This is a genomic window from Bradyrhizobium sp. HKCCYLRH3061 (assembly GCF_051168015.1).
Classification (GTDB): Bacteria; Pseudomonadota; Alphaproteobacteria; order Rhizobiales; family Xanthobacteraceae; genus Bradyrhizobium.
The window spans coordinates 184,588-211,507 of record NZ_JBNPUE010000001.1 but is presented as its reverse complement, the minus strand read 5'-3'; the positions used below and the strand labels follow the sequence as shown (position 1 = coordinate 211,507).

The 26,920-nt window shown below is 64.9% G+C and carries 28 protein-coding genes; 21 read left to right on the top strand and 7 right to left on the bottom strand.

From position 1 onward, the window contains the following. Nucleotides 1–254 precede the first annotated feature (254 nt). The 5 genes from ACQR2C_RS01045 to ACQR2C_RS01025 are packed head-to-tail and all read left to right on the top strand — an operon-like array spanning nt 255 to nt 5,394. The gene (locus tag ACQR2C_RS01045) at nt 255–449 is read left to right on the top strand and encodes a 4Fe-4S dicluster domain-containing protein (RefSeq protein ID WP_006609648.1); all 195 of its coding nucleotides are present in this window, start codon (nt 255–257) and stop codon (nt 447–449) included. A gap of 38 nt (nt 450–487) precedes the next feature. Beyond that, the gene (gene sufB / locus ACQR2C_RS01040; RefSeq protein ID WP_434880235.1) at nt 488–2,005 is read left to right on the top strand and encodes a Fe-S cluster assembly protein SufB; all 1,518 of its coding nucleotides are present in this window, start codon (nt 488–490) and stop codon (nt 2,003–2,005) included. 37 nt (nt 2,006–2,042) lie between these two features. After that, nucleotides 2,043–2,804 (top strand): Fe-S cluster assembly ATPase SufC, encoded by a 762-nt coding sequence (gene sufC, locus ACQR2C_RS01035; protein ID WP_316179924.1) that lies wholly within the window; start codon nt 2,043–2,045, stop codon nt 2,802–2,804. Between the two features lie 19 nt (nt 2,805–2,823). Then, the gene (gene sufD, locus ACQR2C_RS01030) at nt 2,824–4,149 is read left to right on the top strand and encodes a Fe-S cluster assembly protein SufD (RefSeq protein WP_434880234.1); all 1,326 of its coding nucleotides are present in this window, start codon (nt 2,824–2,826) and stop codon (nt 4,147–4,149) included. Nucleotides 4,150–4,152: 3 nt separating this feature from the next. Then, the gene (locus ACQR2C_RS01025) at nt 4,153–5,394 is read left to right on the top strand and encodes a cysteine desulfurase (protein WP_315803801.1); all 1,242 of its coding nucleotides are present in this window, start codon (nt 4,153–4,155) and stop codon (nt 5,392–5,394) included. A gap of 288 nt (nt 5,395–5,682) precedes the next feature. Here ACQR2C_RS01025 and ACQR2C_RS01020 read toward each other — a convergent pair whose 3' ends face one another. Together ACQR2C_RS01020 and ACQR2C_RS01015 are read right to left on the bottom strand one after the other, a co-directional pair. Further along, complete coding sequence (locus ACQR2C_RS01020) at nt 5,683–6,141, bottom strand: SufE family protein (RefSeq protein WP_315803699.1); 459 nt, start codon at nt 6,139–6,141, stop codon at nt 5,683–5,685. A gap of 13 nt (nt 6,142–6,154) precedes the next feature. Further along, entirely contained in the window at nt 6,155–6,580 is a 426-nt protein-coding gene (locus tag ACQR2C_RS01015) for a response regulator (protein WP_434880233.1), read from the bottom strand. 448 nt (nt 6,581–7,028) lie between these two features. Here ACQR2C_RS01015 and nifH point away from each other — a divergent pair, with 448 nt between their 5' ends. The 11 genes from nifH (at nt 7,029) to ACQR2C_RS00960 (ending at nt 16,098) form a co-directional block, all read left to right on the top strand. Beyond that, entirely contained in the window at nt 7,029–7,916 is an 888-nt protein-coding gene (gene nifH, locus ACQR2C_RS01010; protein WP_315803664.1) for a nitrogenase iron protein, read from the top strand. An 84-nt stretch (nt 7,917–8,000) separates the two neighbouring features. Continuing rightward, nucleotides 8,001–8,735 (top strand): nitrogen fixation protein NifQ, encoded by a 735-nt coding sequence (locus tag ACQR2C_RS01005; protein ID WP_434880232.1) that lies wholly within the window; start codon nt 8,001–8,003, stop codon nt 8,733–8,735. 17 nt (nt 8,736–8,752) lie between these two features. Beyond that, on the top strand, nt 8,753–9,247 hold the full coding sequence (gene irr, locus ACQR2C_RS01000; protein WP_315803662.1) for a Fur family transcriptional regulator Irr: 495 nt from the start codon (nt 8,753–8,755) through the stop codon (nt 9,245–9,247). A 320-nt stretch (nt 9,248–9,567) separates the two neighbouring features. Next, nucleotides 9,568–10,707, top strand: a complete 1,140-nt coding sequence (gene nifV, locus ACQR2C_RS00995) for a homocitrate synthase (RefSeq protein WP_315803661.1) — start codon at nt 9,568–9,570, stop codon at nt 10,705–10,707. 2 nt (nt 10,708–10,709) lie between these two features. Then, nucleotides 10,710–11,486 carry a serine O-acetyltransferase gene (gene cysE, locus ACQR2C_RS00990; RefSeq protein ID WP_434880231.1) on the top strand — a complete coding sequence of 259 codons (777 nt, stop codon included), beginning with the start codon at nt 10,710–10,712 and terminating at the stop codon, nt 11,484–11,486. After that, the gene (gene nifW, locus ACQR2C_RS00985) at nt 11,483–11,821 is read left to right on the top strand and encodes a nitrogenase stabilizing/protective protein NifW (RefSeq protein WP_434837729.1); all 339 of its coding nucleotides are present in this window, start codon (nt 11,483–11,485) and stop codon (nt 11,819–11,821) included. Before cysE ends, nifW begins: the two co-directional genes overlap by 4 nt. Before the next feature lie 261 nt (nt 11,822–12,082). Then, nucleotides 12,083–12,928, top strand: coding sequence for an electron transfer flavoprotein subunit beta/FixA family protein (locus tag ACQR2C_RS00980; protein WP_315803658.1), 846 nt, complete (start codon nt 12,083–12,085; stop codon nt 12,926–12,928). A gap of 36 nt (nt 12,929–12,964) precedes the next feature. Further along, a complete protein-coding gene (locus ACQR2C_RS00975) occupies nt 12,965–14,071 on the top strand; it encodes an electron transfer flavoprotein subunit alpha/FixB family protein (protein WP_316179968.1) in 1,107 nt (368 codons plus the stop codon). A gap of 22 nt (nt 14,072–14,093) precedes the next feature. Further along, nucleotides 14,094–15,401, top strand: a complete 1,308-nt coding sequence (locus ACQR2C_RS00970) for an FAD-dependent monooxygenase (protein ID WP_315803656.1) — start codon at nt 14,094–14,096, stop codon at nt 15,399–15,401. A gap of 41 nt (nt 15,402–15,442) precedes the next feature. Beyond that, entirely contained in the window at nt 15,443–15,739 is a 297-nt protein-coding gene (locus ACQR2C_RS00965; protein ID WP_172112536.1) for a ferredoxin family protein, read from the top strand. Between the two features lie 152 nt (nt 15,740–15,891). Next, nucleotides 15,892–16,098 (top strand): TOBE domain-containing protein, encoded by a 207-nt coding sequence (locus ACQR2C_RS00960; protein WP_315803799.1) that lies wholly within the window; start codon nt 15,892–15,894, stop codon nt 16,096–16,098. A gap of 27 nt (nt 16,099–16,125) precedes the next feature. Here ACQR2C_RS00960 and ACQR2C_RS00955 read toward each other — a convergent pair whose 3' ends face one another. Beyond that, on the bottom strand, nt 16,126–16,689 hold the full coding sequence (locus tag ACQR2C_RS00955) for a DUF2478 domain-containing protein (protein ID WP_316180160.1): 564 nt from the start codon (nt 16,687–16,689) through the stop codon (nt 16,126–16,128). 73 nt (nt 16,690–16,762) lie between these two features. Between ACQR2C_RS00955 and modD the strand changes: the two genes are divergently transcribed. Further along, on the top strand, nt 16,763–17,638 hold the full coding sequence (gene modD / locus ACQR2C_RS00950; RefSeq protein ID WP_434880230.1) for a ModD protein: 876 nt from the start codon (nt 16,763–16,765) through the stop codon (nt 17,636–17,638). Nucleotides 17,639–17,651: 13 nt separating this feature from the next. Here the strand turns inward: modD and ACQR2C_RS00945 are convergent, their stop codons facing one another. From ACQR2C_RS00945 to ACQR2C_RS00930, 4 genes are all read right to left on the bottom strand, one after another. Continuing rightward, nucleotides 17,652–19,994, bottom strand: coding sequence for an ABC transporter substrate-binding protein (locus ACQR2C_RS00945; protein WP_316179970.1), 2,343 nt, complete (start codon nt 19,992–19,994; stop codon nt 17,652–17,654). Nucleotides 19,995–20,100: 106 nt separating this feature from the next. Continuing rightward, nucleotides 20,101–21,018: a sel1 repeat family protein gene (locus ACQR2C_RS00940; RefSeq protein ID WP_316179971.1), complete on the bottom strand. Its 918-nt coding sequence runs from the start codon at nt 21,016–21,018 to the stop codon at nt 20,101–20,103. 503 nt (nt 21,019–21,521) lie between these two features. Continuing rightward, nucleotides 21,522–22,067: a carboxymuconolactone decarboxylase family protein gene (locus tag ACQR2C_RS00935; protein ID WP_316179973.1), complete on the bottom strand. Its 546-nt coding sequence runs from the start codon at nt 22,065–22,067 to the stop codon at nt 21,522–21,524. A gap of 2 nt (nt 22,068–22,069) precedes the next feature. After that, nucleotides 22,070–22,624 (bottom strand): peroxiredoxin, encoded by a 555-nt coding sequence (locus ACQR2C_RS00930; protein WP_315713058.1) that lies wholly within the window; start codon nt 22,622–22,624, stop codon nt 22,070–22,072. Nucleotides 22,625–23,211: 587 nt separating this feature from the next. Here ACQR2C_RS00930 and ACQR2C_RS00925 point away from each other — a divergent pair. The 4 genes from ACQR2C_RS00925 to ACQR2C_RS00910 are packed head-to-tail and all read left to right on the top strand — an operon-like array spanning nt 23,212 to nt 26,898. Then, the gene (locus tag ACQR2C_RS00925; protein WP_434880229.1) at nt 23,212–24,258 is read left to right on the top strand and encodes an ABC transporter substrate-binding protein; all 1,047 of its coding nucleotides are present in this window, start codon (nt 23,212–23,214) and stop codon (nt 24,256–24,258) included. 17 nt (nt 24,259–24,275) lie between these two features. Beyond that, nucleotides 24,276–25,079, top strand: a complete 804-nt coding sequence (locus ACQR2C_RS00920) for an ABC transporter ATP-binding protein (protein WP_316238978.1) — start codon at nt 24,276–24,278, stop codon at nt 25,077–25,079. Continuing rightward, the gene (locus ACQR2C_RS00915; RefSeq protein WP_434880228.1) at nt 25,076–25,942 is read left to right on the top strand and encodes an ABC transporter permease; all 867 of its coding nucleotides are present in this window, start codon (nt 25,076–25,078) and stop codon (nt 25,940–25,942) included. The genes ACQR2C_RS00920 and ACQR2C_RS00915 overlap by 4 nt, the downstream gene beginning before the upstream one ends. 32 nt (nt 25,943–25,974) lie before the next feature. Further along, entirely contained in the window at nt 25,975–26,898 is a 924-nt protein-coding gene (locus tag ACQR2C_RS00910; protein ID WP_315803648.1) for an acetamidase/formamidase family protein, read from the top strand. The last annotated feature ends 22 nt before the right edge of the window (nt 26,899–26,920 follow it).

Below are 26,920 nucleotides of genomic sequence, written 5' to 3'. Positions count from 1 at the left end.
CCACACCCCCGACCCCTCCCCGCAAGGGGGAGGGGAGCGCACCGTCGTCGCGGTTGGCAGTCCGATTTCGGAGACTACCGCTTACCTCGCGTCCTGTCGCACTTGCGACATGCTGTCGGGAGAGCGACAGCTCGCCGTGACCGGCGAACTTTAGAATCCTCCTTAGAAATCAACCAAATGCTCTCTGGCACGGCGCTTGAAAGATAACGCGCGAATGACATCGCTCGATGTCGCAGGAATCGCGGGAGCTGCACATGACCTACAAGATCATCGCCTCACAATGCACGGTCTGCGGGGCATGCGAATTCGAGTGCCCGAACGCAGCCATTCGGCTCAAGAACGACATGTACATCATCGATCCGAAGAAGTGCACGGAGTGCGAAGGCCATTTCGACGCGCCGCAATGCGCTGCTGTCTGTCCGGTGCCGGACACCTGCGTCCCTGCCTGACGCGGGCCGCGGCGGAAACATTGCAAGCGGAGTGAGCGATGGCAGCAGTTCAGGAGACCATTGATCGGGTCAAGGGCATTGACGTCGATCAATATCGCTACGGGTTCGAGACCGTCATCGAATCCGAGAAGGCTCCGAAGGGGCTGTCGGAAGACACCATCCGCTTCATCTCGGCCAAGAAGAACGAGCCGGCCTGGATGCTGGAATGGCGGCTGGAGGCCTATCGCCGCTGGCTGACCATGGCCGAGCCGACCTGGGCGCGGGTCGGCTATCCCAGGATCGACTATCAGGATCTCTATTATTACGCCGCGCCGAAGCCGAAGAAGAAGGTGGCCTCGCTCGACGAGATCGATCCGGAGATCCTGAAGACCTACGAAAAGCTCGGCATTCCCCTGCGCGAGGTCGAAATCCTCGAGGGCGTCGAGCGGCCTGCGGCGGCGGAAACCAATGTCGACGGCGAGGCCGCGGCGCCGCGCAGCAGGATCGCGGTCGATGCCGTGTTCGACTCGGTGTCGGTGGCGACGACGTTCAAGGAGGAGCTGAAAAAGGCCGGCGTGATCTTCATGCCGATCTCCGAGGCGCTGCGCGAGCACCCGGACCTCGTGCAGAAATATCTCGGCACGGTGGTGCCGACCACCGACAATTATTTCGCCACGCTCAATTCGGCGGTCTTCTCCGACGGTTCGTTCGTCTACATCCCGCCGGGCGTGCGCTGTCCGATGGAGCTGTCGACCTATTTCCGCATCAACGAGCGCAACACCGGCCAGTTCGAGCGCACCCTGATCATCGCCGACAAGGGCGCCTACGTCTCCTATCTCGAAGGCTGCACCGCGCCGCAGCGCGACGAGAACCAGCTCCATGCCGCCGTGGTCGAGCTGGTCGCGCTCGATGATGCCGAGATCAAATATTCGACGGTGCAGAACTGGTACCCCGGCAATTCGGAAGGGGTCGGCGGCATCTACAATTTCGTCACCAAGCGTGGCGACTGCCGCGGCACCAATTCCAAGATCTCCTGGACCCAGGTCGAGACGGGATCGGCGATCACCTGGAAATATCCGAGCTGCATCCTGCGTGGCGACAATTCCAGCGGCGAGTTCTACTCGATCGCGATCTCCAACGGCTTCCAGCAGGTCGACAGCGGCACCAAGATGATCCATCTCGGCAAGAACACGTCGAGCCGGATCATCTCCAAGGGCATCGCCGCCGGAAAGTCGCAGAACACCTATCGCGGCCTGGTCAGCGCGCATCGCAAGGCGTCGGGGGCGCGCAACTTCACCGCCTGCGACTCGCTCTTGATCGGCGACAAATGCGGCGCACACACCGTGCCCTACATCGAGGCGAAGAATTCCTCGGCGGTGTTCGAGCACGAGGCAACCACGTCCAAGATCTCCGAGGACGTGCTGTTCTACTGCATCCAGCGCGGTCTTAGCCAAGAGGAAGCGGTCGGCCTCGTCGTCAACGGCTTCGTCAAGGACGTGCTGCAACAGCTGCCGATGGAATTCGCCGTCGAGGCGCAGAAGCTGATCTCGATCTCGCTCGAAGGTTCGGTTGGATGACGGCGTCGCGCGGCGACAACATCAGAAGGAGTGTTCGATGACGGCCCTGCTCGAAATCAAGGGACTCCACGCCGAGATCGCCGGCGGACGGAAGATCATCCAGGGCCTGGACCTGACCGTGAACAAGGGCGAGATCCACGCCATCATGGGGCCGAACGGTGCCGGCAAGTCGACGCTGTCCTACGTGCTCGCCGGCAAGCCCGGCTACGAGGTCACCGCCGGCGAGGTCTATCTCAACGGCGAGGATCTCTTGGCAATGGAGGCCGACGAGCGCGCCGCCAAGGGCGTGTTTCTCGCCTTCCAGTACCCGCTGGAGATCCCGGGCGTCGCGACGCTCACGTTCCTGCGCGCCGCCTTCAACGCCCAGCGCAAGGCGCGCGGCGAGGAGGAACTGTCGTCGCCCGACCTGATCAAGCGCGTGCGCGAGATCGCCAAGACCTTGAACATCGATGCGGAGATGCTGAAGCGGCCGCTCAATGTCGGCTTCTCCGGCGGCGAGAAGAAGCGCAACGAGACCCTGCAGATGGCGCTGCTGCAGCCCTCGCTCTGCGTGCTCGACGAAACCGATTCCGGTCTCGACATCGATGCGCTGAAGGTCGTCGCCAACGGTGTCAACGCGCTGCGATCCGCCGAGCGCGGCATGATCGTGATCACCCATTATCAGCGGCTGCTCGACTACATCGTGCCCGACATCGTCCACGTGTTCGCGGCAGGGCGCATCGTCCGCACCGGGACCGCGGACCTCGCGCGCGAGCTCGAGGCGACCGGTTACGCCCAGTATCAGAGCGAAGCGGCGTAAGAGCGCGAGGAGCACGAGCATGGGCGTCGCGATCCGCAAGACCAAGGCCGAGCTCGGACTGGCCGATCTTTATCAGGGCGCCCGCCGCTATCTCCCGGGTGGCGAGGAGATCACGGCGGTGCGCGCCGCCGCATTCGACCGCTTCAACGCGGTCGGCCTGCCGCATCGGCGCGTCGAAGCCTGGCGCTACACCGATCTGCGCACGCAGATGAAGGAGGCGAAGCGTCTCGCTTCGCTTCCGGACGATGCTGCGAAGGCCAAGGCGCGCGAGGCGCGCGACTTGTTCGCCGGCGCCGGCTTTCGCAAGCTGATGGTCGTCGACGGCGCCTTCGTGCCCGAGCTGTCGGACCTCGCCGTTCTCGAGACTGGCCTCACCATCCAGCCGATGGCCGACGCGCTCGCCGCCGACAAGCCGCTGCTGTCGCAGCGTCTCGGCCCGATCGTGCCGGACGACGATCCGGCGCTGGCGCTCAACACCGCGCTGGCCGCCAATGGGGTCGTGATCCTGGTCGCACCGGGCACCGTGCTGAGCCGACCGATCCATGTCGCCTTCGTCACGACCAACTGGGTCGCGACCTCGATGTTCACGCGGTCGCTGGTCAATATCGGTGCCGGCGCCAGCGCCACCATCGTCGAGACGCATCAGGGACCCGACGGCAGCGAGTATCAGGTGAACGCCGCAATGCAACTCGTCGTCGGCGACGAGGCGCGGATCGATCACATCAAGGTCGTCAGCGAGGGCAACAGCGCGCTGCATATCGGCTCGCTGCTCGCCAATATCGGCGCGCGCGCGACCTTCAACCAGCTCGGCTTCGTTGCCGGGGGCGGCCTGGTGCGCAATCAGCTGTTCGTCCGCCTTGCGGGTGAGGGCACCGTCGCCGATATCCGCGGCGGCGCGCTGCTGTCGGGCACGCAGCATGCCGATGCCACGCTCGCTATTGAGCATGCCGCCGAGAACGGCCAGAGCCGCGAGACCTTCAAGGCCGTCGTCGGCGATACCGCGCGCGCGGTGTTCCAGGGCAAGATCACCGTCAGCCCCGGCGCGCAGAAGACCGACGCCAAGATGATGTCGCGGGCGCTGCTGTTGTCCGACGAGGCCGAGGCCGACAGCAAGCCGGAGCTCGAGATCTTCGCCGACGACGTGCAGTGTGGTCACGGCACGACCACCGGCGCCATCGACGATGAGCTGTTGTTCTACTTGATGGCGCGCGGCATTCCGCCCAAGGAGGCCAAGGCGCTGCTGATCCAGGCCTTCATCGGCGAGATCATCGAAGGCGCGGCCAATGAGAGCGTGCGGGCGGCGCTGACCGAGGCGATGCTGGGCTGGCTCGGACGACGGGAGTAGATGATGCATGCAGCGGTGCAGGGAAGCGGCTACGACGTCGGCCGCATCCGGGCGGATTTTCCCATCCTCGGCATGCAGGTGCACGGCAAGCCGCTGGTCTATCTCGACAACGCCGCCTCGGCGCAGAAGCCGCAGGCGGTGCTCGACCGGATGAACCAGGTCTATACGTCCGAATATGCCAACGTGCATCGCGGCCTGCATCATCTCGCCAACGCCGCCACCGAGGCCTATGAGGGCGCCCGTGCCAAGGTCGCGGCGTTCCTCAATGCTGAGAGCCCGGAGCAGATCATCTTCACCCGCGGCGCCACCGAGGCGGTGAACCTGGTGGCGCAGACCTTCGGGCGCGAGCGCATCGGGCCCGGTGACGAGATCGTGCTCTCGATCATGGAGCACCACGCCAATATCATTCCCTGGCATTTCCTCAGGGAGCGCCAGGGTGCTGTCATCAAATGGGCTCCGGTCGATGACGATGGCAACTTCCTGCTCGACGAATTCGAGAAGCTCCTGAGCCCGCGCACCAGGATGGTGGCGATGACGCAGATGTCGAACGTGCTCGGCACCGTCGTTCCGGTCAAGGAGGTCATCCGCATCGCGCACGCCCGCGGCATTCCCGTGCTGGTCGACGGCTCGCAGGCCGCCGTGCACATGGAGGTCGACGTCCGCGATCTCGACGCCGACTTCTACTGCGTCACCGGGCACAAGATCTATGGTCCGACCGGCATTGGCGCGCTCTACGGCAAGCGCGAACTCCTGGCCGCGATGCCGCCGTTCAACGGCGGCGGCGAGATGATCCGCGAGGTCTCGCGGGACTTTGTCACCTATGGCGACCCGCCGCATCGCTTCGAGGCCGGCACGCCGCCGATCGTTGAAGCGGCTGGGCTCGGCGCGGCGATCGATTACGTCGCCTCGATCGGCAAGCAGCGCATCGCGGCGCACGAGCATGATCTCGTCGCCTATGCCACCGAGCAGCTGCGCGAGATCAACTCGCTGCGCATCATCGGCAATGCCGCCGACAAGGGCGCGATCGTCTCGTTCGAGATGCAGGGCGCCCACGCCCACGACTTCGCCACCGTCATCGACCGCTCCGGCGTCGCGGTCCGCGCCGGCACCCATTGCGCCATGCCGCTGCTGGAACGCTTCGGCGTGACGGCGACCTGCCGTGCCTCGTTCGCGATGTACAACACGCGGGAAGAGGTCGATGTCCTCGTGCGCGCGCTGAGGAAGGCGCAGGAGTTTTTCGCGTAGAGACGACTTGCCCTACGCTTGATGATCGCAAAGAGACGGTGCCGATTGATGCGCCCTCTCCCCTTGTGGGAGAGGGCAGCACCGCTGTGAGTCCCAGGCAAACTCGGGTGAGAGGTTGTCTCCGCGAGCCACGACCGTCTGAATATGCCGAGAGAACCCCTCACCCGGCGGCCCAGGGCGATGCTTCGCATCGCCAGGGGCCGCCACCCTCTCCCACAAGGGGAGAGCGTGCACCGAGATCGCCGCCACAAGACGGATCAATCAAGCCAGAAAATAAGCCAATCAAACCTACGCCGCCGCCAGCGCCGCCTGGGCATCCGCCTTGATGCGGGCCACCATCGAGCGGAAACCGTTGGAGCGCTGCGGGGTCAAATGCTCGCGCAGGCCGAGCTTCTCGAACAGGGCGATCGGATCGGCGGCCAGGATCTCGCTTGCCGTGCGGCCCGACACCATGGCCAGGAGGATCGCGACCAGGCCGCGAACGATGTGGGCGTCGCTGTCGCCGATGAAGTGGAGCGCCGGTGCTGCGGCGTCGTGCCGCACGGTGGTGGCGAGCCAGACCTGGCTGGTGCAGCCCTGCACCTTGTTGCCATCATTGCGGTCGGCGTCGGGCAGCGGCGGCAGGCCGCGGCCGAGCTCGATCACATAGCGGTAGCGGTCGTCCCAGTCGTCGAGCAGCGCGAAATTCTCGACGATGTCCTCGATGTCCGGCGCCGCCTGCGTCGTGGTCTGGGTCATCTTCAACATCAGGCTCTCCGTGTCACCGGCTGATCTCCGTGGATATGTGGGCCGGCGATGCAGTCGGGCCCGGTTCGCTCCCGCGCCGCGCCAGCACGGAATCGACCGCGTGCGTGACGCCGTCGAAAGTGATCGGCTTGGCGATGATGGCTTCCGCGCCCTGCTGCAGGCCGGCCAGCGCGAGCGGCGATCGGGTCGATCCCGCGACCACGATGATGCCAGCCTGATGCATCTTCCGGGCAAGCATGCCGACGGTCTCGGCGCCGTCGTCCTCCAGGATGCTGCTCCCGACCAGGACGGCATCGGGCGTGGCCCGCACGGCCTTGCTCAGTGCATCCGCGGTCTCCGCGAAGGTGAAGGTCTCGTGACGCTCGCTGAGAATGTAGCCGAGCGCCGAGCGGATCACCTGATCGGCTTCAATGACAAAGACGCGCGCCTTGCTCGCCATCAAAAGTACTCCTGCTGGCCCGTTCGAAAGCGGGTTTGATCTACATCAAGCAAACTCCGTACCGCCGCTCCTGGCCGGCCTCGGCGAGCGTTCCGCGGTGTTCTCTACGGAAGCGTCGCTCGGAGCCGCGGCGGCATGTGTCGTTTCGGACAGCACGGCGCGGGAGCGTCGGGTGAAAACCCCCGATGTCGGATTTGCAACAAGTACATCCTAGCGCCGAGCTTGGCCGCATCTCTTTCAAAACATGGCCTTTTTAACGATTCCAAAGCTCTGGCACATCAGTTGCAAAACTGGGCTCAGGCAAAGGTTGAGGGCTGAGTGCACGCCGACGCTTCGGACGAGCGATGCTCTCCTTCCCAATAACCCGTCTGCCGGTTCTGGAGAGAGGACGCGGTCTCGTCATGCAAGGCGCATGCGGGACATTGGCAATCGGTTGATGGAGAGCAGAATGTCATCACTTCGACAAATCGCATTCTACGGCAAAGGCGGCATCGGCAAATCGACGACGTCGCAGAACACGCTCGCGGCGCTCGCCGAGATGGGTCATCGGATCCTGATCGTCGGCTGCGACCCCAAGGCGGATTCGACCCGTCTGATCCTGCACGCCAAGGCGCAGGACACCATTCTCAGCCTGGCCGCCGCCGCCGGCAGCGTCGAGGACCTCGAGATCGAGGAGGTCATGAAGGTCGGCTATCGCGACATCCGCTGCGTCGAGTCCGGCGGTCCGGAACCGGGCGTCGGCTGCGCCGGCCGCGGCGTCATCACCTCGATCAACTTCCTGGAAGAGAACGGCGCCTATGAGGACATCGACTACGTGTCCTACGACGTGCTCGGCGACGTGGTCTGCGGCGGCTTCGCGATGCCGATCCGCGAGAACAAGGCGCAGGAGATCTACATCGTGATGTCCGGCGAGATGATGGCGATGTATGCCGCCAACAACATCTCCAAGGGCATTCTGAAGTATGCGAACTCCGGCGGCGTGCGCCTGGGCGGCCTGGTCTGCAACGAGCGCCAGACCGACAAGGAGCTGGAGCTGGCGGAAGCTCTCGCCAAGAAGCTCGGCACGCAGCTGATCTACTTCGTGCCGCGCGACAACATCGTGCAGCACGCCGAGCTGCGCCGCATGACCGTGCTGGAATACGCGCCGGACTCGGTCCAGGCCGGCCACTACCGCTCGCTGGCTCAGAAGATCCACAACAACGGCGGCAAGGGCATCATCCCGACGCCGATCACGATGGACGAGCTCGAGGACATGCTGATGGAGCACGGCATCATGAAGGCCGTGGACGAGAGCCAAATCGGAAAGACTGCCGCCGATCTCGCCGCAACGGCTTAAGCAGTCTTGGTACCGGCCTTCCTCCCGTCGGAAGGCCGGTACCTCATCGCATGTCCCGTCGACATGGCGGCAGGGGATCGCGCTATGACCATCGCAATCGTGGGCGTCTCGGAATCCGTTGCTGTCGGCCTGCAAAAGTCGCCGCGCAGCGGCTCGTTCGAAGAGGACAAGCGGCATCACGGCCGCGAGATCTACCGCCTGCTGACCGGCGTCGATCCCGAGGACGCGCTGATCGACAGCGACATCGGTTTCGACCGTCATGTGGTCGCGTCGATTCTCTCCGTCTCGGCGATGGAACACGGCGTATTGGCGGAGCGCGCCGGGCTTTCGACAGTCGAGCTGATCGCGCTGCTGGCGCAGTTGTTTCCGGCAGCCTCGATCGACTCCTCATGGCTGCCGTTCACCGGGGCCGTGGCCGCGCCGGACGACGACGAGATCACGATGGTGCGCGATCTGCTCGCCGCGCAGCGCTCCACGGACGGCGAGGTCGGCCGCTGGCTCGCGGCCATGGTGGCGCGTCGCGCGATGGAGCCCAACCATCTCTGGGAAGACCTGGGCCTGCGCGAGCGGTCCGAGCTGTCGCGGCTGCTGATGCGCCACTTCGCGCCGCTGGCGAGCCGCAACGCCAGAAACATGCGCTGGAAGCGCTTCTTCTACCGCATGCTGTGCGAGGACGATGGCTTCGTGATGTGCACGACGCCGGTCTGTACCCAGTGCAACGACTTCGAAGTTTGTTTTGGCGAGGAGAGCGGCGAGAGCCGGATGGCCGAGCGGCGACGCGAGGTGGCGCTGCAGGAGGCGGCGGGCGCCGCGATGTGAGTTCGAGGACCGTGACGATGTTGTTGGACAGCCAGCTTGGATTCCCGTGCAACTCCGACAGCGGACGTTGTCCCCAGGCGGAGACTTGCGAAGCTGGCGAGATCCTGATGCGTCGATGCGAGGACGCGCTGCGTCGGGCCGGGTTGCGTCCTACCCAGCAGCGTCAGCAACTGAGCCGGATTCTGTTCGGCGGCGGCGACCGCCACATCACCGCCGACGCGCTCTATGCCGCTGCCGTTGCTTCGGGCATGAAGATCTCGCAGGCCACCATCTACAACACCCTCAACCAGTTCGTGGAGCTCGGACTGCTGCGGCAGATCGGCGTGGACGGCTCGAAATCATTCTTCGACACCAATACGACCGTGCATCCGCACTTCTTCTATGAGGACGAAGGCGAGCTCGTCGACGTGCCCGAACAGGTCGCGTTCGAGCAGTTGCCCGAGCCGCTGCCGGGCTACGGCATGGAGCGGATCGACATCGTCATCCACCTGCGCCGCAGGCGCCACGCCTGACGGCAGCCTTGGTCGCCGCGCGGTCCAGGCGCGGCGCGGGGCATGTCTCTCCGCGTCGACGTTCGATGTCCGACGCTGTCACGAATCCGACAATCCGGGACGTTGGAAAAACAATCGGATATTCAATTGGTTGGCGTGGTGTCCGGCGGTGGCATGGCCGTTGCTGAGTGAATGGCAGGCCGCAACGGAGCGTCGTGCTTCTGGCGGCCACACACAGGTTGCGACGGAGCGAGTGAATGCCAGACGTCTCCGGACAGCGCGGGTCCAGGAATGCCCGAGATGCCGGCTCTGCCAACGGGAGCGCGGTCTCGGGGAGCCCGATGCCCCGGGTCATCCTCAACGATACCACGCTCCGCGACGGCGAGCAGGCGCCGGGCGTCGCCTTCGCTCTCGGAGAGAAGGTCGCGATCGCCCGTGCGCTGGCGCGAGCCGGCGTTCCCGAGATCGAGGCCGGCACGCCGGCAATGGGGGCCGACGAGATCGCTGCCATCAGGGCGATCGTCGAGGCCAGTCTGCCCGCGACCATCATCGGCTGGTGCCGGATGCGCGAGGCGGATGTCGATGCGGCGATCGCGGCCGGCGTCTCGATGGTGAATGTCTCCATCCCGACATCCGACGTGCAGATCGCCGCCAAGCTCGGCGGCAGCCGCAGTGCCGCGCTGGAACTGCTCAAGCGCGTGGTCGGCTATGCGCGGAGCCGCGGACTGGCCGTTGCCGTCGGCGGTGAGGATTCCTCGCGCGCCGATGTCGGCTTTCTCGCCGAGGTGATCGCGACCGCAAAGTCGGTCGGCGCCCGGCGCTTCCGCGTCGCCGATACGCTGAGCGTGCTCGATCCGGACGCGACGTCAGCTCTGGTCGGCGCCTTGCGCGCGACCACGGACCTGGAGATCGAGTTTCACGGCCATGACGATCTCGGTCTTGCCACCGCCAACACGCTGGCGGCGGTCAAGGCGGGCGCGACCCATGCATCGGTCACCGTGATCGGCCTCGGCGAGCGCGCCGGCAATGCTCCGCTGGAGGAGGTCGCGGTCGCGCTGCGGCAGCTCTACCGGCGCGAGACCGGCATCGTGCTGGCCGAACTCGATCACGTCGCCAATGTCGTGGCGGCCGCCGCGGCACGCGCCATTCCACTCAACAAGGCCATCGTCGGCGAGCACGTCTTTACCCACGAATCCGGCATTCACGTCGATGGCCTGCTGAAGGATCAGCGCACCTACCAGGCGCTCGATCCGGTGCTGTTCGGCCGCTCCAACCGGATCGTGATCGGGAAGCATTCCGGGCTATCGGCGATCACCTCGCTGCTGTCGGATCTGCGCCTGCCGGCGAGCGCCGACCAGGCTCGGCACATCCTCGCGCGCGTGCGCAGGCATGCCGTCGTTCACAAGGGGCCGGTGCCGAAAGAGGCCGTTGCGGCCATCTGGCGCGAAGTCTGCGATCACCCGCTGGCGAGCTTTGCCTGATCATGAGCGACATCGTCGACACCCCCATTGCAAAGCCGATCGTCGTCGAGGCGAGCCGGCCCTCGCTGCTCCGCCTGATCCGCGAGGACATTGGCTGTGTCCGCTCGCGCGATCCGGCGGCGCGCAGCGAAATCGAGACCCTGCTGACCTATCCCGGCATTCACGCGCTGATCTGGCATCGCCTGGCGCATCGGCTGTGGATTCGCGGCTGGCGTTTTCCGGCACGATTGTTGTCGTGGCTCGGACGCTTCCTGTCGAATGTCGACATTCATCCGGGCGCCGAGATCGGCCGCCGCTTCTTCATCGATCATGGGGCCTGCGTCGTGATCGGTGAAACTGCCGAGATCGGCGATGATGTCACGCTCTATCACGGCGTCACCCTGGGCGGCACGTCGTGGTCGCCAGGCAAGCGGCATCCGACGCTGGACAGCGGTGTCGTCGTCGGCGCCGGCGCCAAGATTCTCGGTCCGCGGACCCGCGTCGGTGCCAACTCCGTCGTCATCCAGAGCACGCCGCCCGACGTCACCGTGGTCGGGATCCCTGCCAAGGTGGTGCGGCCTGAATTCACCCATCGGCGGACCGTCGGACGCATCGATCTGGATCATCATCTGATGCCTGATCCGGTCGGTGAGGCCCTTTCCGTGATGCTGGACCGGATCGAGTTTCTCGAAGCGCAGCTCGCTCACATCAGACAGAAGGTGCGCCAGGGACCGCCGCCTCCGGCGCCGACCTCGTTGTGCGAGGTTGATCCGATTTCGAGTCAAGGAGCAAAGCAATGACTGTGGCAACGCCGAACGTTCTGGACGAACTGAAGCAGACCTCTGCTGCCGAGGAATTCTTCAAGCTGCTCGGTGTCGACTACGATCCCAAGATCCTCAATGTCTGCCGGCTGCATATTCTCCGCCGGATGGGGCAGTACCTCGTCAGCGAGGACTTCTCCGGCGTATCCAGCGAGGATGTCGCAGCCCGCTGCAAGTCGTACCTCGAGCAGGCCTATCAGGACTTCCTCGTCTCGACGCCGCTCGATCAGCGGGTGTTCAAGGTGCTCAAGGAGGCGGTGGCGCCGCCGAAGCCGGCTCCCAAGCCATTCGTGTCGCTGACGACGCTCAAGTAACGCATGAACTAACGATCGCTCCCAGAAGCGCCGCCAGCACCACTGGCGGCGCTTCTGCTTTCAGGCGAGCGGTGCGCTCTCAAAGTCCTGTCGCATTCCCGACGCGTGTTGCTTGCGACGTGTCGGACCTCGGCGGCGAGTTCTCAGAAGCAGTTCAGGTTCATGCGCCAAGGTGTTGAATCCGTGCCGATAATCATCGCGGCCGAAACTGGTACGACAATTGCTGTCCTGATCGCAGGCCTACACACCCGGAGTGATCGCATGCATATCGTCGTCTGCATCAAGCAGGTTCCGGACTCCGCGCAGATCCGCGTTCATCCGGTGACCAACACCATCATGCGCCAGGGTGTGCCGACCATCATCAACCCCTACGACCTGTTCGCGCTCGAGGCGGCGCTGCAACTGCGCGACAAGTTCGGCGGCGAGGTGACGGTGCTGACGATGGGGCCGCCGTCCGCCGAAGACTCGCTGCGCCGGGCACTGACCTACGGGGCCGATCGCGCCGTGCTGCTGACCGATCGCTTCTTTGCCGGCGCCGATACGCTGGCGACCACCTATGCGCTGGCGACAGCCATTCGCAAGATCAGCGAGACCTTCGGAGCGCCGGACATCGTGTTCACCGGCAAGCAGACGATCGACGGCGACACCGCGCAGGTCGGCCCGGGCATCGCCAAGCGTCTGGGCCTGCTGCAACTGACCTATGTGGCGAAGATCAACGAGGTCGATCCCGTCGCGCGCACCATCGAAGCCGAGCGTCGCTCCGAGGGCGGCGTTCAGGTGCTGAAGACCAGGCTGCCGTGCCTGGTGACGATGCTGGAGGCGACCAACGAGATCCGCCGCGGCGCCATGGCGGATGCGCTGCGTGCGGCGCGCGCTCAGATCGTGACCTGGAGCGCCAAGGACGCCGGCGTCGAGGACATCTCGAAGTGCGGCCTGAAGGGCTCGCCGACCATCGTGAAGCGGGTCTTCGCGCCGTCGGCCCGGGCGGAGAAGGCGACCATGGTCGACTTCTCGAACCGCGCGCCGGCCGACGCGCTGATCGAGGAATTGTTCAAGCGGCAGCCGAAGCTCGAAGCCGAGCTGACGACGTCAGCACACGGCTTCTGATCCAGACGGCTTTTGACGGACCAAGGGACGACGATCATGAGCGAACCCACCAAAGCACCGCCCGCCGCAGCCGGTCGCGCCGCGACCAAGAAGGAGCTGCCCGAGCATTTCAAGGCCTACAAGCACGTCTGGGTGTTCATCGAGCAGGAGCGCGGCCAGGTTCACCCGGTGTCCTGGGAGCTGATGGGCGCCGGCCGCAAGCTTGCCGACAAGCTGAAGGTTGATCTGGCGGCCGTGGTGATCGGTCCTCCCGGAGACGCCGTGCAGCACGCTGCCGCGGAGTCGTTCTGCTATGGCGCCGATCTCGCCTACATCGTCGCGGACGGCGTTCTTACCGACTATCGCAACGAAGCCTACACCAAGGCGCTGACCGACGTCGTCAACACCTTCAAGCCGGAAATCCTGCTGCTCGGCGCCACCACGCTCGGCCGCGACCTCGCGGGCTCCGTCGCGACGACGCTGCTCACGGGTCTGACCGCCGACTGCACTGAACTCGACGTCGATGCCGACGGCTCCCTGGCCGCGACGCGGCCGACCTTCGGCGGCTCGCTGCTCTGCACGATCTACACGCTGAACTACCGGCCGCAGATGGCGACCGTCCGCCCGCGCGTGATGCCGATGCCGGACCGCGTCGAGAAGCCTGCGAGCCGCGTCATCGAGCACAAGCTCGGTCTCGTCGAGGAGGACATCGTCACCAAGGTGCTGTCCTTCATTCCGGATCGCGATTCCGCCAAGTCCAATCTCGCCTATGCCGACATCGTCGTGGCCGGCGGGCTCGGGCTTGGCTCGCCGGAGAACTTCCAGCTCGTCAAGGGGCTCGCGTCGGTGCTCGGCGCCGAATTCGGCTGCTCCCGGCCACTGGTGCAGAAGGGCTGGGTCACGTCCGATCGGCAGATCGGCCAGACCGGCAAGACCATCCGGCCCAAGCTGTACATCGCCGCAGGCATTTCCGGCGCGATCCAGCATCGGGTCGGTGTCGAGGGCGCCGATCTGATCGTCGCCATCAACACCGACAAGAACGCGCCGATCTTCGACTTCGCGCATGTCGGCATCGTCACCGACGCGATCCGGCTGCTGCCTGCGCTGACGGAGGCATTCCGTGCGCGTCTGTCGCCGCATTCGCGCGATCGCATCGCAAGCTAGGCACCAGAGAGGGAGCAGGGCAATGATCGAGGAACGTTTCGACGCGATCGTCGTGGGTGCCGGCATGGCCGGCAATGCGGCTGCGCTGACCATGGCTCAGCGCGGCATGAAGGTGCTGCAGCTCGAGCGCGGCGAGTATTCCGGCTCGAAGAACGTGCAGGGCGCGATCCTCTACGCCGACATGCTGGAGAAGCTGATTCCGGACTTCCGCGAGGAAGCGCCGCTCGAACGCCATCTGGTCGAGCAGCGCTTCTGGATGCTCGACGACAAGTCGCATGTCGGCCTGCACTACAAGTCGGACGACTTCAACGAGGAGAAGCCGAACCGCTACACCATCATCCGTGCCCAGTTCGACAAGTGGTTCTCGTCCAAGGTCAAGGAAGCCGGCGCCACCGTGCTGTGCGAGACCACCGTCACCGAGCTGGCGCAGGACGCCTATGGCAAGGTGATCGGCGTCAGGACCGATCGACGCGATGGTGAGATCCATGCCGACGTCGTCGTGCTGGCGGAGGGCGTCAACGGCCTGCTCGGGAGCCGCGCCGGCCTGCGCGAGCGGCCGAAGCCGGAGAACGTCGCGCTCGCGGTCAAGGAGATGCACTTCCTGCCGCGCGAGACGATCGAGGCGCGCTTCAACCTGAAGGGCGACGAGGGCGCCGTCATCGAGGCCGTCGGTACGATTTCCCGCGGCATGACCGGCATGGGCTTCATCTACTCCAACAAGGAGTGCATTTCGCTCGGCATCGGCTGCCTCGTCTCCGACTTCCAGAAGACCGGCGAGACGCCCTACGGCCTGCTCGAGCGGTTCAAGCAGCATCCGTCGGTGGCGCCGCTGATCGAGGGCTCGGAAGTCAAGGAGTACTCGGCGCATCTCATTCCCGAAGGCGGCTACAACGCGATCCCGCAGCTCTGCGGCGATGGCTGGGTCGTGGTCGGCGATGCCGCCCAGCTCAACAACGCCGTTCACCGCGAGGGCTCCAATCTCGCGATGACCTCGGGGCGCATCGCGGCCGAGGCGATCTTCCAGGTGAAGTCGCGCCGTGATCCGATGACCAAGGAGAACCTCGCGCTCTACAAGAAGATGCTGGAGGACTCCTTCGTCATCAAGGATCTGAAGAAATACAAGGACATGCCGGCGCTGCTGCACAACCAGTCGCAGAACTTCTTCCTGACCTATCCGCAGCTCGTCTCCAAGGCGATGCAGAACTTCGTGCGCGTCGACGGCACGCCGAAGAAGGAGAAAGAGAGCAGCACCGTGCGCTCCTTCGTGAATGCAAGGTCATGGACCGGCCTGTTCGGCGACGCCTTCAGGTTTGCCCGGGCGTGGCGATGATTGGTGAATGAACGAAACAGCTTAAGCGAGGGAGATCAGACATGAGCACGGACGTCGCGGTCAGGGTCGAAGACAAGCTGTTCTACAATCGCTATCAGGTCGATCCCGGCCGGGCCCATATCAAGGTCCGTCCGCATACGACGCCGACGCCGCAGTTGAAGGCGCTTCTCAAGGCCTGCCCGGCACGCTGCTACGAGCTCAACGACAAGGGCCAGGTCGAGATCACGGTCGACGGCTGCATCGAATGCGGCACCTGCCGGGTCATCGGCGAGGCCAGCGGCGACATCGAGTGGAGCTATCCGCGCGGCGGCTACGGCGTGCTGTTCAAGTTCGGCTGATGCCCGTCGGATCGCGCAGGTCGACGAGGTGCCGCAAACCGGTGCCGGATCATCAATCCTATATCGTTCTTGATATAGGTCATTGAGTTCGGGCCCGCGTTCTGCTTACATTCTGGGGCAGCAACGAAGCTGCAATCGATGAGGAACAGCACGTGAAGCTGAGCGCACGAAACGTCTTGCCGGGACGGATCATCTCGGTTGAAAAGGGAGCGACCACCGCCCACGTCAAGGTGGAGCTCGCCCCGGGACTGACGGTCTTCTCGGCGATCACCAACGAGGCGGTGGAGGAGCTCGCGCTTGCCGTCGGCGACAGCGTCTCCGCCGTCATCAAGTCGTCGGATGTGATGATCGGCAAATAGGAACATGGCGCCGAATTGTTGCGCCGATCAGCCGGTCGATGCGTGGCGCGCGCGCAGGCCGAGCCACCAGGTTTCCATCGCCGAACGTGACGGCTGCAGCAGCGTGCCGAAGTCGCCCGCAAAGCTCCGCCAGTCGTCGATGCATTTCTGCGGCACGGCCGTCAGTACCGGAATGCCCGAGGTGATCGCGTCGGCCAGCTCGCCGCGCAACCCGCTTCCCGCAGCCTCCTGCTTGGAGAACTTGTTGATCACGATGAGGTCGGCATGGGCTGCGATCGCGCGGTGAACGGCCATGCCGGCTTCGGCAAGGCCCGCGGTGTCGAGCTTGCAGGCCGTCGATCCGGCGCCGAGGTCCTGGCAGATCGAGATCGTGTCGCCATTGCCGAGATCGATCACGTCCATTCCGCTTTTCTTGCCGACCTCGTCTCTCGTATTGCGCTGAACGATGCCGCCGACCCGGACGCCCCGTCGCAGCAGCTCCTGGGCAAAGGCGTCCAGCAAGGCATCGGCATCGTCGCCCGGTCCATAGAGAATCGCGGCGAGACGGGGCTGATTGAGCTCAACGGGGGCAGGAAGATCGTGCGGGATCATGCGGGGCCTGGCGATCGGAGACGGGCAGCGACCAGGGTTTATATAGAGGATGCAGCCTGTGGAGAAAGAGCAGATGTCGCGCGCGCCGACCATCGCTACGCACAATGATCTCGAAGTGCTGCTCCGCGACGATGTCCCCTATGGCGACCTGACGACGGAGACGCTCGGGATCGGCGCCGAGCCGGGCCTGATGCACTTCGCTGCGCGCGGCCGCATGGTGCTGGCATTGGCCGAGGATGCGGCGGCGTTGATCGAGCTCGCGGGCTGCCATGTCGAACTGTTCGCCGGCAGCGGAACGGTGCTGGAGGAGGGGGCTCCGATCCTCCGTGCAGACGGCGCGGCGGCAGGCCTGTTGCGGAGCTGGAAGGTGGCGCAGACGCTCATCGAGATCTGGTCCGGCGTCGCGACCGGGGCGGCTGCGATCGTCGGCGCGGCGCGGGCGATCAGGCCGGGCATTGCGGTCGCCTGCACGCGTAAGAACGTCCCCGGCACCAAGCCGTTCGCCGTCGCCGCGGTGAAGGCTGGCGGCGCGGTGATGCATCGGCTCGGCCTGTCGGAGACCGTGCTGGTCTTTCCGGAGCACCGGGCGTTTCTCGGCGATGCGTCGCTTGCCGACGTCGCGGAGCGGTTGCGGCGGAGCGCGCCGGAGAAGCGGATCGTGATCGAGGTCACCACGGTCGAGCAGGCGGTCGCCGCCGCCGTGGCCGGCTTCGACGTGATCCAGGCCGAGAAATTTCTGCCTGCCCAGATCGCTACGCTGGCGGAGCGGATCGCCATCAGCGCGGCGCTACAGCGTCGGCCGATCATTGCGGCCGCGGGGGGCGTGAATGCGCAGAACGCCGCCGCCTATGCTGCGGCGGGCGCGGACGTGCTGGTCACCTCGGCGCCCTACCTCGCACGTCCCTGCGACGTGCAGGTGCGGATCAGCCCTGCCTCAGCCACGGCTTGACCGCACGACCTGGCTACTGTGGGTGCCGCGGCGCGGCGCGCTTCTGGCGGTTGGCTCGCCATTCCATGAATTCACGGAACAACCGGGGATCGGCCGAAACGCCGCTCGCCTGCATATCGTTGACCTGTGCATTCGCCCCCAGCATCTGGGGAGGCGGCGTATTGCGATCGAGCCAGTCCTGTGCCGTCTTGAATCTTGTCCAGCCCGCGATCGGCGCCAGCGGCGCCACCTCCTGCCATTTCGGGTGGTATGGCGGCCGTTGCAGCGCCTGCATGTTGCTGAAGAAGGCTTCGACCAGCAGAGACAGCCGGCGGTGACGGTCGCTGCCGGCCGGCCAGTTGAACGACGCCAGCACGGCCTCGGCCGCGATCGTGTTCACCGGCGCCGAGGCGCCGACGAGGTTCGGATAGTCCTCGGCGGACAATTGCGCCGGCAGGTAGTCGTCGTGCAGAGCCTTGTCGTAGTCGACGGGCACCAGGTGCAGATTGGGATCGTTGACCTGGCTCAGCCATTGCACCGGCTTGCCCTCGACCGTGATGATCGCGTCGATGTCGCCCTTGCGCAGCATATCCAGCGCCAGCCGCGGTTCGATATAGAGCAGATGCGGCCTGATCCCGAGGCGCTCGAACACGTTGATCGAGGTGACGAAGGTGCCGCCGTCGGGCAGGTCGACGGCGATGGTCTTGCCGTCGAGCTCGCTCAGGCTGGTGATAGATCTCGGCGCCAGCACGTGCATCTCCTCGTTGAACAGCTTGGTGACATAGACCAGTTGCTCGCGGATGTTGTTGGCGAAGTCCTTGCGCTCGAGAAAGGCCAGGGTGTCCTTGCGGATGATGCCGGCGTCGACGCCGCGCAGCAGCAGGATGTCGGCGACCGATTGCACCGAGCCGCGGCCGATCACGGGAAGGATGCGCAGCTCCGTCCCCTTGTCGAGCGCCGATGCGAGGTCCGCACCCATGTTGGCATAGGTGCTGCCGAACGAGCCGGTCATCAGCGTGACGGTATTGGCATTCAGCTGGTTGGCCAGATCGCGCTTCGCCGTACCGTAACGGAAAATGGTCTTGAAGGAATCGCTGACACTGCCGGGATCGATACCGCTCCGCACCGGACCGAAGCGCTGCCACTTCCCGCCGGTGAACTGCATCATCTGCATCTGCTCCAGCGGCGCGTGATCATGGGGGCTGGTGTTGACGGTGATGCCGGGCGTCAGCATCGGCAATTTGAGGCTCTTCAGGGATGCCGCCTGCTTCATGACGTTGTCGCGCGACAGGTCGTCGCCGCAACTCCGCAACACCGCGACCATCGCGTTTGCCGCGAGGTAGCCGAAGGTCGCAAGACCATTGCTTCTCGGTACGTCCGGCAGATAGCGGTCCATGAAGGCGGACCATTCGCGGTAGGATGGATCGCCCGCCGCCGCGGCCTCCTCGCCCTCGTAGTAGTAGCCCGCGGACAGGATGCCTTCGGCATTCTGCAGGCCGGCCGGCTGCATCACGGCGGAGACCGATTCCGAGACTGTCGAGATGATGTGGTCCGGATGCCAGCCGAGCTCGGCCGCGCGGCGGATCGCCATCACGGCAAATTTGGGTGTGGTCACGTCGAAGAAGATGTCGGCGCCGGAGGCCTTCAGCGTGGCGATCTGCTGATTGACGTTGGCGTCCGTCACCTTGTAGCCGGCTTCCGCGACGATCGGAAGCTTGCCGCCCAGGCCGTCCTTCAATCCCTTGACGTAGTCCCTTCCGAAATCGTCGTCCTGATAGAGAATCGCGATCTTGCCGCGGCTGTGGGTCTCCAGCAGGTACTGGGCATAGACGTGCGCCTCGGCCTGGTAGCTTGGCTGAAAGCCCATGGTCCACGGAAAGTCGTGCGGCTGGTCCCATTGCGAGGAGCCGGATGCCACGAACAATTGCGGGACTTTGTTGGCGTTGAGATATGGGCGCACCGCCAGGTTGGGGGCCGTGCCCAGGCTCGCAAACATCAGCAGGACGTTGTCCTCCTCGACGAGCTTGCGCGTCATCTCCACCGTCCTCTGCGGCGCATAGCCGTCGTCGTAGGAAATGAAGTTGATGCGCCGGCCGTTGATGCCGCCCTCGGAATTGATCTTGTTGAAGTAGGCCGCGATCGTCTTGCCGATGACACCATAGGCGAGAGCCGGGCCGCTATAGGGCATGGTGTTGCCGATGCGAATCTCGTTGTCGGCGGCGACCGCTCGATGCCCGGCCAGCGCCAATGTTGCGGACAGAGCCAGGACGAGGCATGCGGCTGTTCGAGAGCGGCTGTTCGTTGCATCCCGTGGTTTGCGACGTCGGCTCCATCTAGCGGCCAAGCAGGCGCGAGCTGCAGCATGGATGCCCTGCATCACCAGTCCTCCCATCGATATGTGGTTCTCGAGCGCAGCAGATCGCGGCCGCCCGTCTCGCCGGGAGCGGTCCGGGTCGCGTCTCGAGCGCTCCGAGATTGATGCGTTACCGTGCAGCCGAGATGCGTCGGCTGGCTTCCGGCGATCCTTGCTCCGCAGCCCTGAGATACCAGGCCCGTGCCTTGGCTGCGTCGGGAACGGCACCGAGCAACCGTGATTTCGTCAGTTCGGCCGGGTCGTAGGTGCGCGCGAGCAGGAGGGAAGCGTCCGCGATGCCGGCGTCGGAAAGCCGCGTCAGAATCAGCCGCGCGCTGGCGACGTCGCCCGCGGCGAGCAGGTCGCGTCCGCGCTTCATCAGCCCGTCGACCTCGTCTCGCGGCAGCGGAACGGTCGGGCGGGGCGAGGCCATCGGCAGCGCAGGGGAGGGAGGGGAGACCGCCGGCGCTGCGGCGGCCGGCGCTGGCGACGTCGGCGTCGAGGGCCATGGCCGCATCGCCAGTTCTGTACTGCTGGGAGCCGCGAGCGCGGCGACCGTCTGCGGGGGATCTTCCTGGGCAACCTTGGCTTCCGCGGGATCGATCTGGGCCAGGCTTTCCAGCACGGCGGTCGGCATGATCGGGCTCTTGCTGCCCGGTGTCGGCCCGCCATTCTCGAAGGAGACCATGTTGACCACCATCATGGCGATGGAGGCCGCGATGCCGACGGCTGCACCGATCTTGATGATGCTGCCCAGCCGGAACGATCTGTCCGGATCCTCCGGCGGCAGCGGCATCACGACGGGATCGAGCTTCGCGCTCCAGGCGCGATGCACCTCCTCATCGTCGAGGTCAAGGGCCGCCGGCCGCGCCGGCAGGGAGCTTGGCCGGGACACCAGATGATGCGGCAGGGGCACGCCGTCGGCAGGCGGATCGAACGTCGTCGGGCCGGCCTCCGTCTGGCGGCGGCGCGGCGCATATCTGCGGAGCTCTTCGCTCGCCCAGGGCGGCGCTGGCTTTGCCGGATCGTTCTGATCTGGAGCACTCATCACTAGCCTCCTGTCTCCGACGAACGGGTCGTGGGAGATAGCTTCAGGACGTCGGGCGCGCGCGGTCCAACCGAAGCGCACATGATGCGACATCGGGGACATTGCATCAACGCTTCCGTCGAGACCGACAGGTCCGGTTTCCTTCCGACATGCACGCCATTGTTTTCGCGCGCCCTGGTCACAATCGATGTTGCTTGGTCCCTAAGCTGATCAATGTTCTTGTCGGGAAGGGTGAGCAGGTAAGGCTATTTGATGGAAATTTCCCGGCGCGCCGCATCGGTGATTGCTCGCGATGCGCGAGACCGGGGGCGAGTTCTGCGCTTTGCAGAAAGATCGGGTGGAGTATCTGGATGCCGCAACCCTCTCGACTTTGCCGCGAGGTCAGGGGCTTAGCGGGCCGAGGAGTTGCAGGCGCGCCAGGAAATTCTGCAACTTAGGCGAGAGGTGGCGAAAAACAAATGCGGCCGGACAATGCCGGCCGCATTCACATATCCGATCGATTTTTACTCCGCCGCCAGCGCGACGGACACACAAGCGGCTTCGATCGCAACGGCAACCGACTGGATGATGGCGGCAAAGCGGACGGCGGTCTGGATCGTGGCCGCGGGCACGCCCGCATCCTGCAGGACCTTCTCATGCGAATCGATGCAGGTGCCGCAGCCGTTGATGGCGGACACCGCGAGCGACCACAGCTCGAAATCGGCCTTGTCGACGCCGGGGTTGGCGATGACGTTCATCCGCAGCCGGGCCGGCATCGTCGCGTACTCCTTGTTCGAGGCAAGGTGCACGAAGCGGTAGTAGACGTTGTTCATGGCCATGATCGCGGCGGCCGATTTCGCCGCCGCCAAAGCGGCGGGCGACAGCTGCGCGGCCGCAACCGATTCGAAGGCCGCAACGACGCTCGGATTGCGAGTCGCAATCGCGCAGGCGACGAACAGGCCATATTTGGCCTGCGGCGACAGCGTCTCGTCGGACGCCATGGATGACAGATTGAGCCTGACATCCTTGGCGAAGTCCGGGATCTGGTCCTTCAACTGCTCGATCGACATGATCAGGCGACCTTCAGGGTCTCGCCGCCGACTTCGCGATTGCACGGGCAGAGCTCGTCGGTCTGCAGCGCGTCGAGCACGCGCAGCGTATCCTTCGGAGCGCGGCCGACATTGAGGTTGGTCGCATAGACGTGCTGGATGGTGTTGTCGGGATCGACGATGAAGGTGTAGCGGTAGGCGACGCCATCCGGCGAACGAACGCCGAGGCCGTCGACCAATGCGCCCTTGGTGTCGGCGAACTGCCAGATCGGCAGCTTGTGCAGATCCTTGTGGTCGCGGCGCCAGGCGAGCTTGCAGAACTCGTTGTCGGTCGAGCCGCCGAGCACCACGGCATCGCGGTCCGCGAAGTCCTTCGCCAGGCGCGCGAACTCGGCAATCTCGGTCGGACAGACGAAAGTGAAATCCTTCGGATAGAAGAAGATGATCTTCCACTTTCCAGGGAAGCTGGTCTCGGTCAGGGTCTCGAAGGCGCTCTCGCCCTTCTCCTCCTGCAGATGAAAGCCGGGTTTCACGCCGACGATTTCAAACGATGGCAGCTTGCTTCCAATTCCGAGCATTTTGCACTCCAAGAAAATTATTGCGCTGCAATAGCGAGGCGCATTGTGCATTGCAAGCGATATGCCATTCGTTTTTAGTATCAGGGGATTGTCGAAAATCCGACACTCGGCGGCGCCATGCTGCAAATGCGAGGACGTGGCGGCGGGGAGCTTGCAGATGCCGCCCGCTTGGGCGGTTTCGAACGTCGGCTTCGCGACATGGTGGTCCGACATTGAGCGGCGGCAGCCGGAGGGCACGCATCGTTGTCTCGGCAACAGGAGGTTGACGTCCCGCCTGGTCTGGGCGCCGCGCGACCTCGTATTGACGGTCGAGCCGGCGGCCGACGTGCAATTTCTTTGTGCGGCCCAAGTGGCAAAATTGACATTATCGCCTTTGTTGCGATGCACGTTTGACCACGGCGACTCCTGAAGCGGCAGCAAGGCGACAAGCCGTCGGCAGATCACGGCGCGGCACGGCGCAAGGTGTCGCACAGCGCACAGTGTTGTCAGCTTTTCAGCAGATCGCGTCTGTTATTTCGCCTTGCTGCACGACGACCCGACCATAGTCTCCTCGCAGATTTTCATTGGCCTGGGAGGAGTTCATCACCATGAGCGAAACTGTCTCGGCATCAAATGCAAGCGCGAGCCTGTCGATCGACCGACGACGATTTCTGGCGAACTCAGCCGCGCTCGCGACAGGATGGGGAGCATCCTCGCTGGTCGGAGCCAGGAGCGCGACGGCGGCGGGCCTGAAGACGGTGCGCTTCAGCGAGGCCGTGCACAATCTCGGCTACATCAATCTCTACGTCGGCATGCACGCCGGGATCTTCAAGAAGAACGGTCTGGCCATGCAGGTGAGCGCCGCCGGGGGCGACACCCAGACCTTCGCCGCAGTGCTCGGCGGCTCGGCTGATTTTGCCATCGGCGACGCGACCATGGCACAGATCTCGCGCGAGAACGGCGGTCCTGGTGTGGTGGTCGGGACGGTGGTGCAGAGGGCGCACTATTTCGGCGTCTCCAAGACACTCGAGCCGATCACCGATCCCAAAGCGTTCAAGGGCCTTAAGATCGTGACCTCGCCCGAGCCGAACACCAACTACAGCGTGGCGAAGCGCCTTCTGGAGAAAGCGGGACTGAAGGTCGGCGTCGATGCGACCATCGTCCCCGTCAACCCCGGCACCGAAATCGCCGCGATGCTGGCGGGCCAGGCCGACATCGCGATCGCCTATCAGCCCAGCGTCGCAGCGGCGGAGGCGCAGGGCGCCAAGGTGGTGTTCGACTTCTCGAACTACATCGGTCCGTTCTGCAATACGGGGATCATGGTGCTGCCGACCACGATCCAGAAGGATCCCGAGATGGTGCAGGCGCTGGTGACCTCGTTCGAGGAAGCCTCGCGCAAGACCTACGCCGACCCCGCTTTCTCCAAGGAAGTCGCACGCAAGGAGTTCCCGGACCTGCCCGGCGAGGTCGTCGACAAGGCGATCGACGCCGAGCTGAAATATCTCATTCCGGCGCAGTCGGTGATCACCAAGACGGACCAGTGGGCGAACCTGATGGAAATGCAGGTCTATCTCGGCAACGCCAAGGGCTCGGTGCCGTTCGATCAGATCATCGACAACTCCTTTGCAGAGAAGGCGATCGCCAGCCTCAAATGACCGAGGTGACCGGCATGATGCAGGCCGCGCCGGGCGCCATCGCAGCGCCTGCGCCGCCGCTCGTCGTCGAGCATGTTGCCAAGAGCTACGAGCTTGAGGGCGGCCGCGTGGTGCCGGTGATCGGCGATCTCAGCCTGACATTGCGAGAGGGGGAGATCGTCAGCATCGTCGGCCCGTCCGGTTGCGGGAAGACGACGCTCCTGAACACGCTGTGCGGATTGTTGGCGCCGGATGCCGGCCGCATCCGCTGGCACGGCCGCGAGGTCGCCGGCCAACCGCAGAATGTCGGCTACATGCTGCAGAAGGATCTGCTGCTGCCGTGGCGGACCGCGCTCAGCAACACCATGCTGGGACTCGAGATACATGGCGTTCCGGCCGCCGAAGCGGAGGACCGCTGCCGGGCCTTGCTCGACCAGCTCGGGCTGCACGGCTTTGCCGACCACTATCCCGCGACCCTGTCCGGTGGCATGCGCCAGCGGGTGGCGCTCGCGCGCACGCTGGTCAATGAGCCCGACGTGCTGCTGCTCGACGAGCCGTTCGCCGCGCTGGATTTCCAAAGCAAGCTCCTGATCGAGAACGACACGGTGGGCCTGGTCCGGCAAGGGCGCCGTTCGCTGCTGCTGATCACCCACGACATCGAGGAGGCGGTGTCACTCGCCGACCGGGTGATCGTGCTGTCGAAGCGGCCGACGCAGATCAAGGCGGTCTACGACATTGCGCTCGGCAGCGAGCGCCGCGACGTGATCTCGGTGCGGCAGACGCCAGGCTTCAGTGACTACGTCCGCAGCATCTGGGCCGATCTCGACGTGGTGCTGCAATGACCGCCGACATCGACGCGCCGCCGGTCCGCTCGGCACCGACACCGGTCTCCGAGGCACGGGCGGTTCGGGCGCCGACACGTGGGCGGCGATGGCTGCATCTGCGCACCACGCTTGCCGTGCTCGTCACCCAGCTTCTCGTCCTGGCGGCCTTCCTCGGCTTCTGGGAATATGCGACCGGGCAGAACAAGGCCGCCGCCTTCATGTTCGGCTCGCCGTCCGCCATCCTCAAGTTTCTCGCGCAGATGGCCTATGACGGCAGCCTGTGGCGCGACACCTCCGTCACCGGGCTGGAGACGCTGCTCGGCTTCTTCGTCGGCAACTGCATCGGCACATTGATCGGACTATCGCTGTGGTATTCGCGCTTCGTCTCGCGCGTGGTCGAGCCGTTCGTGATTGCGCTCGGCTCGATTCCGATCATCGCGCTGGCGCCGATCATCATCATCTGGTTCGGCACCGGGCTGATCTCGAAGGTTGCGATGTCGACTTTGTCGGTCGTGATTGTCGCCCTGGTGACCTCGTACAAGGGTGCCACCGGCGTCGATCCCGACCAGATCAATTTGTTCCGCACTCTCGGCGCGTCCAAGTTCCAGATCTTCCGCAAGCTGGTGGTGCCGGCGTCGCTGACGGACATCTTCGCGGGGCTGAAGCTCACCGTCGGCTTTGCCCTGATCGGCGCGATCGTCGGCGAGTTCATGTCCTCCTCCGAAGGGCTGGGGCACGCCATCTTCAAGGCCGGGTCGCTCTATATCATTCCGAAGGTGTTCGCCGCGCTGGTTGCGACGATCGCGCTGGCGCTGGTTCTGACGTTTGCGGTCGGCAAGATCGAGCGGCTGCTGATGCCGTGGCGGCGGCAGCCGCGATGATGCAACGACGTTGGAGATAGCAGGGAGTGATCATGTCAAAGCGCATCGGCAAGGCCGGCAACATCAAATACGCGCTGTCGGGCGACAATGAGTTCATCGCGACCGTCGATCCCGGTGAGATCTTCGTCGTCGAATGCGCGATCAATGTCAACGACGGAACCATCCGCGCGCTCGGCCAGCAACTGGTCGAGAGCGACGTGACGCTGCCCTACGTCAACGGTGCGACTGGCCCGATCGAGGTGCGCGGCGCCAAGCCTGGCGACATGTTGCGGCTCGACATCATTGACATGGAGCTCGACCGGCTCGGCTTCACCGCGCTGTGGCCGGGCATCGGCATGTTTCCGGACTGGGTCCGGCGCAAGGAGTTCGGCATCCAGACCCGCGTCGTCGCGGTCGAGGACGGCCACGTGCTGTGGAACGAGCATGTGAAGCTTCCGGTCCGGCCGATGATCGGCGTTGCCGGGGTCGCGCCGGTGCATGGCGCGGTGCTGACGGTGGACAACGGGCCGCATGGTGGCAATCTCGACGTTCAGGAGATCACCTCCGGCAACTCGGTGTTCTTCCGCGTCAACAAGGACGGCGCGCATCTTTTCCTCGGCGATTGCCACGCCATCCAGGGCGACGGCGAAGCGAACGGCATGGGCGCGATCGAGATCGCCGCGAACCTCACCGTGAAGGTGTCGTTGGACAAGGCGCCGGCGCGGCTGAACCATCCGCGAATCGAGACGCCGACGCACATCTGCACGCTGGGCTGCGCGCGCCCGCTCGAGGACGCGATGCGGATCGCGTTCGAGGAGATGATCAACTGGCTGGAGGACGATTGGAGGATTCCGGCGCCGGAGGCCTACATGCTGCTCGGCCAGGTCGCCGAGGCGCGCTGCACCCAGGTGGTCAATCCGAAATACACCTACATCTGCAAGGTCAACAAGGCTCTGCTCGCCGGCTATCACGGTTGAAAACCGAAACTGATTGAAAGGA